The sequence below is a fragment of the Polaromonas sp. P3_C2 genome (assembly GCF_056402675.1).
This window is the reverse complement of record NZ_JBFUGX010000264.1, coordinates 1-5,552: the sequence shown is the minus strand read 5'-3', so window position 1 is coordinate 5,552 and position 5,552 is coordinate 1. Positions and strand designations below refer to the sequence as shown.

At 63.4% G+C, this 5,552-nt stretch carries 7 protein-coding genes and 1 pseudogene; 5 read left to right on the top strand and 3 right to left on the bottom strand.

What is annotated here, in order from left to right:
* Nucleotides 1-363, top strand: a 363-nt coding sequence (locus AC1DWI_RS12400; RefSeq protein ID WP_477724927.1) for an amidohydrolase family protein, incomplete at its 5' end; no start/stop codon positions are given.
* Nucleotides 364-586: 223 nt separating this feature from the next.
* Here the strand turns inward: AC1DWI_RS12400 and AC1DWI_RS12395 are convergent.
* The gene (locus AC1DWI_RS12395; protein WP_477670021.1) at nucleotides 587-1,570 is read right to left on the bottom strand and encodes a LysR substrate-binding domain-containing protein; all 984 of its coding nucleotides are present in this window, start codon (nucleotides 1,568-1,570) and stop codon (nucleotides 587-589) included.
* Between the two features lie 161 nt (nucleotides 1,571-1,731).
* On the opposite strand from AC1DWI_RS12395, the gene AC1DWI_RS12390 reads away from it, so the two are divergent.
* On the top strand, nucleotides 1,732-2,361 hold the full coding sequence (locus AC1DWI_RS12390; RefSeq protein WP_477670020.1) for a DUF2917 domain-containing protein: 630 nt from the start codon (nucleotides 1,732-1,734) through the stop codon (nucleotides 2,359-2,361).
* 68 nt (nucleotides 2,362-2,429) lie between these two features.
* Here AC1DWI_RS12390 and AC1DWI_RS12385 read toward each other — a convergent pair whose 3' ends face one another.
* Nucleotides 2,430-2,891 (bottom strand): TfoX/Sxy family protein, encoded by a 462-nt coding sequence (locus tag AC1DWI_RS12385; RefSeq protein ID WP_477670019.1) that lies wholly within the window; start codon nucleotides 2,889-2,891, stop codon nucleotides 2,430-2,432.
* 142 nt (nucleotides 2,892-3,033) lie between these two features.
* Between AC1DWI_RS12385 and AC1DWI_RS12380 the strand changes: the two genes are divergently transcribed.
* Nucleotides 3,034-3,588, top strand: a complete 555-nt coding sequence (locus tag AC1DWI_RS12380) for a gluconokinase (protein WP_477724926.1) — start codon at nucleotides 3,034-3,036, stop codon at nucleotides 3,586-3,588.
* Nucleotides 3,589-3,821: 233 nt separating this feature from the next.
* Nucleotides 3,822-4,811, top strand: a complete 990-nt coding sequence (locus AC1DWI_RS12375; protein WP_477670017.1) for an MBL fold metallo-hydrolase — start codon at nucleotides 3,822-3,824, stop codon at nucleotides 4,809-4,811.
* 3 nt (nucleotides 4,812-4,814) lie between these two features.
* Here the strand turns inward: AC1DWI_RS12375 and AC1DWI_RS12370 are convergent, their stop codons facing one another.
* Nucleotides 4,815-5,222, bottom strand: coding sequence for a BLUF domain-containing protein (locus AC1DWI_RS12370; protein ID WP_477670016.1), 408 nt, complete (start codon nucleotides 5,220-5,222; stop codon nucleotides 4,815-4,817).
* Between the two features lie 77 nt (nucleotides 5,223-5,299).
* Between AC1DWI_RS12370 and AC1DWI_RS12365 the strand changes: the two are divergent.
* Nucleotides 5,300-5,552 (top strand): annotated as a pseudogene (locus AC1DWI_RS12365) (Crp/Fnr family transcriptional regulator); the annotation flags it as partial.

The window sequence follows — 5,552 nt, the reverse complement described above, 5'->3', positions numbered from 1 at the left end:
CCGCATGACAAGCATCCGCACCCGCGCCTGTGGGGCGCCTTCCCGCGGGTGCTGGCGCGCTATTGGCGCGAGCAGCAGCTGTTTTCGCTGGAGACCGCGATCTACAAGATGACGGGCCTCTCGGCGCGCAACTTCCGCCTGCACCAGCGCGGCCAGTTGCAGCCGGGCTGGTACGCCGATGTCGTGGTGCTGGACCCGGTCCGAGTGCGCGACGTGGCGACGTACGAAAACCCGATCGCGCTTTCGGACGGCATTGAAAAAGTCTTTGTGAACGGCGAACTGGCCTACGTCGCCGGCGCTGCTGATGCGGCCAGCGTCAGGGTGCAGGCGCGCGCCGGGCGCCTGTTAAAACGGCATGTGTAATAAGAAACACCCCCGTCCAGGCTCACTGCGTGTAGCCTGTTCCCCCCTCAAGGGGGCGGCGCCTGGGGCCGGCGAAGCCGGACCCTCGGCCCCCACTGGTAGTGCCCCAAGAATTCTTTAACCCAGCATGAGCCGTGGAACCGGCTTTGCCGGGCCACAGGCGGGCGACCCCCTCGGGGGGGCAGCGACCCATACGAAGTGGGGGAGCGTGGGGGCCCTATTTCTAGTCCAGGGAATCCACGGTATCCGGATCAGGCACATCGCCAATCGCCTCGCGCGTCAGCGCGGCCTGGCTTTTGAGCCAGTCGCAAAACGCCAGCACTTCGGGCCGGGCCACATTGCGCGGGCCGATGATCAGCCAATAACTCATCGGAGACTCCATGCGCATTTGCGGCAGGGGCTCCACCAGATCGCCTGAGGCCAGGCTTTCGGCAATCAGTGGCAGCCGCGCCAGCACCACGCCCTGGCCCGTCAGCGTCGCCTGCACCATCTGGTAGGCGTAGTTGAAGTACAGCCAGCGCTTGGCTTCCAGCTTGGGGCTGGCGTGCTCTTCCAGCCAGCGGCGCCAGGTCAGCCATTCCAGATGGGTGTGATGCGCGTCGCCCGCCTCAATCAAGGTGAACTGTGCCAGATCGTCTGGCTTCTTCAGGCGCGGCCCGCTTTTGAGCAGCCAGGGGCTGATGACGGGCGTGATCTGCTCGCCGAAAAGGCGTATGGCGCCTGGCGGCATGTGGCTGGCCGGGGCGTAGCGCAGCGCCAGGTCCAGGTCAGAAATGTCCAGGTCCACCGCCACGTCTGACGCATCAATCCGGATGTCGATGTCGGGGTTGTCGCGCTGAAAGCCCTCCAGCCGCGGAATCAGCCACATCGAGGCAAACGAGGCAAAGGTGGTGAGCGAAACGCTCTTGCGCCCGGCGGTCTGGCGTATCTGCCGCACGGCGTTGTCAATGCGCTCCAGCGAGGGCGTGACGGCCCGCAGCAGGATGCCGCCGGCGGTGGTGAGCTCCACCGCCCGGGTATGGCGGTGAAAAAGGCTCACGCCCACGTCTTCCTCCAGGCCCTGGATCTGGCGGCTCACAGCCGATTGGGTGAGGGCCAGCTCCTCCGAGGCGGCGCGGAAGTTGAGGTGGCGGGCGACGGCCTCAAAAGCCCTTAACTGGCCGGCGGAAATCGGCCGGGAGCGCAGGTGTGTTTGTGAATGGAGCATGACAGTGTGAGGGTGAAAAAGGCCAAATAGGGCAATTCGGGCCTAATTGATTGATGCGATTATGGAATCAATAGCTTACCGCGATTTCATTGGACTGTGCAAGCCCGTGGCGAGATGATTCAACCCTCATCACTCACTTTGTGCCTTTTTAGGAGAACACCATGGACCACGCAGCTCACCTCTCAGGAGATCGTTTCTTGCAACAGGCTTCCGATGCCACCAACGGCCATGTGGCCGGCCTGGCGGGCTTCTGGAAACTGGGTGCGGGCCGAGCGCTGACGCTGCGCGCCTCGCAGGCCGGCGTGTTGCGAATTGCGCATGGCCGGGTCTGGGCCACCTTCGACTCCGCCAGCCAGGACATCCAGGTCCGCGCCGGCGACCATTTCCTCAGCCGGGGCGAAAGCCTTTCGCTGCGGGCGGGTGAGTCGCTGGTGATGGAGTCCTTCAGCGCTGGTCACGCTGCTTCCGCTTATTTCAGCTGGGAGCCGGCAACGGCCTGCGCCGAAGTGCCCGAGATGAAAGAGACTTCCGGCTGGCGCGCCGGCGTGATGCAGCCTTTGGGTGACTTGCGTGCCGCCTTCGGCCTGGCCACCAGCGCCCTGGGCCGCCTGGTCCGCGGGATGGCGATGGGTGCTGTCGCCGCTGTTGAAGCGGTGCTGACCCCCGTTGCCGTGGTGTTCGTCACTGCCCGCGCCCGGCCTCACGTCACCGGCCACGACTTTGACGCCTACAGGGACAATCAGCTCCAGCCGCGCAACTACAACGTGCTGGCCATGTCCAACCTGGTCTAAGCGCAGATAGCCAACAGTTTTACTCCGGGAAAACCGTTTAACCCGCAGTCGCAAGGCTGCGGGTTTTTTTATGGGCGCCTGGTTCGGGGCTTGGCCGTTTTGGCGGTCCTGGTTGCCGGCGCCTTTGGCGTTTTCCTCGCCTTCGCTGTCTTGGGCGCTTTGGTCGCCTTGGCCGCACGCGCCTTCAACGCACACTCCAGCGCTACGCGCGCCCACTCCAGCATCACGGCGGGCGACTCCATCGCCTCTTCGGGTGCCGCGTAGTAGTTGAGACTGTGCGGCGCGCTGACGCCATTGCGTGTCATCTCATAGGTGAACCGCTCACAGCCATGGGCTTCATACAGGCTGCGGGTCTCCGCGTCGGCCTTGAGCCACAGCTTCTCGCCGCCGCCCAGGTCGGCCACCAGGGCCAGCGTCAGTCCCGAGGTGCTGATGCCAAACCCGCCAAACATGCGCCTGGCCGTGCAGCGCCCGACGCCTGACAAAAGCTCGCAGCAGTAGGTCGCAAAATCATTCGTGGAAGAGGCCATCGCGCAACCATACCAAACCCGGTGCAATTGTGTTGCGGCAGGCTCAGCGCGCCATGGCTGTCGCTTTGCTCAAAAAAACCGGTGCCTGGCAGATATCGCGGGCGCGACGCGTAAAGGCACGGCGGGCCGCGATAATTTGGGCATGGCCCCAGCTTCCCAGACCCATTCCTTCTCCGCGCCCGGTGTGCGCCTCGCCACGCCGGCAGTCCATGTGGTGGTTATGGGTGTGGCCGGCTGCGGCAAGTCGGCGGTCGGGCGTTTGATGGCCGACCAGCTGGCGTTGCCGCTGATCGAAGGCGATGATTTTCATCCCTCCGGCAACATCCAGAAGATGCAGCAAGGCATTCCCCTCACGGACGAGGACCGCGCCGACTGGCTGCGCCAGCTGGGTGTGGAGCTGGCGCGTCACCCGGCCGGTGTGGTGCTGACCTGCTCCGCCCTCAAGGCCGCTTACCGCGACAGCCTGCGCGGCGCCGTGCCCGGTCTGCAGTTTGTGYACCTGGCCATCAGCCAGGCCGAATCCCTGCGGCGCGTCTCCGCGCGGCCGGGCCACTTTTACCCGCCCAGCCTGGTCGCCAGCCAGTTCGAGGCGCTGCAGGACCCTTCGGCCGAGCCGGGGGTGTTGACCCTGGCCGGAAATGCTTCCCTGGAAGCCCTGGCCGACAGCGCGGTTGCCTGGCTGGCAATCCGCGGGTAGCGCCCTGCCGCCGGCCTCGCCTGCAGGGCCCTTTTTTTGGCATCAAATTGCCTTGCAGGCCAATCAGGACGAGCGCAAGCAGCTATCAAATCAATAGCGACCTTGAAAATCGTTTTCACCGGGCAGGTGTATTGGTTCAACTATCCGTAACGCATTACGTTTAAGTAAAATGACCCAAAACTGCCGCCGGGTTCATTGAACCGGCGGCACAGCGTCCCAGACACAGGAACCGCATGTCCAAAGCCTTCGCCTCGCAGTCCGATCTCACCGACAAGGTCATCACCTTTGAGCAGCTCAGCGCACATTGCTGGGCTTATACCGCCGAGGGCGACCCCAATTCCGGCGTGATCATTGGCGACAAATTCATCATGGTGAGCGACGCCACCGCCACCCCGGCCATGGCGCAAGACCTGATCGCCCGCATCCGCACCGTGAGCGACAAGCCCATCAAATATGTGCTGCTCACGCATTACCACGCGGTCCGGGTGCTGGGCGCCAGTGCCTACATTGCGGAAGGCGCCACGGAAGTGATCGCCAGCCAGGGCACGTACGAGCTCATCGTCGAGCGCGGCGCGCAGGACATGCAAAGCGAGATGGAACGCTTTCCGCGTCTCTTTCGCAACGCCGAAAGCGTGCCCGGCCTGACCTGGCCGACATTGGTCATCGACGGCGGCAACCCGGTGAAGGGCGAAGTGCCCGGCAAGCTGGTGCTGGACCTGGGCGGTGTCAAGGTGCAGGTCTGGCACCCGGGCCCCGGCCACACACGCGGCGACACGATTGCGTGGGTCGAAGAAGAAAAAGTGCTGTTCTCAGGCGACCTGGTCGAGTACGAGGCCGGCGTCTACACCGGCGACGCCCAGCTGGAGGAATGGCCCGCCACACTGGAAGCCCTGCGCGCGCTCAAAGCCGAAGCCATCGTGCCCGGCCGCGGCGAGGCCATGAAGGGCGCTGCCAATGTCAACAAGGCACTGGACTATACGAAGCGCTGGGTCGAAACGCTGTACCAGGCGGGCAAGGAAGCCGCCGCCGCCGGCATGGACCTCAAAGCCGCCATGGACCACACCCGCAAAAGCATGGACCCGATCTTCGGTCATGTGTTTATTTACGAGCACTGCCTGCCGTTTGACGTGAGCCGCGCATTTGACGAAGCCAGCGGCATCAAGAACCCGCGTATCTGGACAGCCGAACGCGACCAGGAAATGTGGCAAGCGCTGCAGGGCTGAACCTCAGGCGTCGAGATCCAGCCTGGACAGCAGCCCCACAAATGCCTCCAGCGCAACTTGCCCGTCCATCTGCTCCATCCGGTCCAGCACGTCGTCGTCGTCGACCATGCAGTAACCCAGGCTGAAGCGCCGGAATCGCCGGGCAGCCAGTTCGTCGTGGTGCAGAACCTGCATGTTGATGTGGCGGGTGTCCTGGCGGATGCGCTCCAGCAACGCCAGCACCTGCTTCTGGTCGCCCTCCAGTTGCTGGCAAAAGCGCATGCCGTCAAAAATCAGCAGTCCCGTAATGTCGCGCTCCGCATTGACCAGGCGAGCCTTGGCCGCAATATCCCCCACTACGCTCAACGGCGCCTCCGGCGCGAGTGTGCTGACGTAAAGAATTTCATACAAAGTGGTGCTTATTTTTTTCATTGCGCCGAATGTAACGACGGACTGCACACCTCACAATGTCAAAAGACACAGGCATATGCGCCTAAGATGTGCCTTCCATGAGCATTCCGACGCCAACATCAGCCATCTGCCCGCCTCGCTGTAATGCTTGCGGTTTACGCAAGACCGGTGCATTCATGCCCGTGAAAGCGGAAGAGCTCCAGTTCATCGAGGCCTTCCGCACTGGCATCTTGCAGGTAGCCGCCGGCACAACCATCCTGCATGAGCAAAAGCCCAACGGCAAACTCTTCACCCTTTACTCGGGCTGGGCCTTCCGCTACAAAACCCTGAGCGATGGCCGTCGCCAGATAC

Excerpts from the sequence above, each read along its gene's own strand:
- AC1DWI_RS12385 (WP_477670019.1), bottom strand. The coding sequence starts at position 2,891 with ATGGCCTCTTCCACGAATGATTTTGCGACCTACTGCTGCGAGCTTTTG.
- AC1DWI_RS12375 (WP_477670017.1), top strand. The coding sequence starts at position 3,822 with ATGTCCAAAGCCTTCGCCTCGCAGTCCGATCTCACCGACAAGGTCATC.
- AC1DWI_RS12395 (WP_477670021.1), bottom strand. The coding sequence starts at position 1,570 with ATGCTCCATTCACAAACACACCTGCGCTCCCGGCCGATTTCCGCCGGC.
- AC1DWI_RS12370 (WP_477670016.1), bottom strand. The coding sequence starts at position 5,222 with ATGAAAAAAATAAGCACCACTTTGTATGAAATTCTTTACGTCAGCACA.
- AC1DWI_RS12390 (WP_477670020.1), top strand. The coding sequence starts at position 1,732 with ATGGACCACGCAGCTCACCTCTCAGGAGATCGTTTCTTGCAACAGGCT.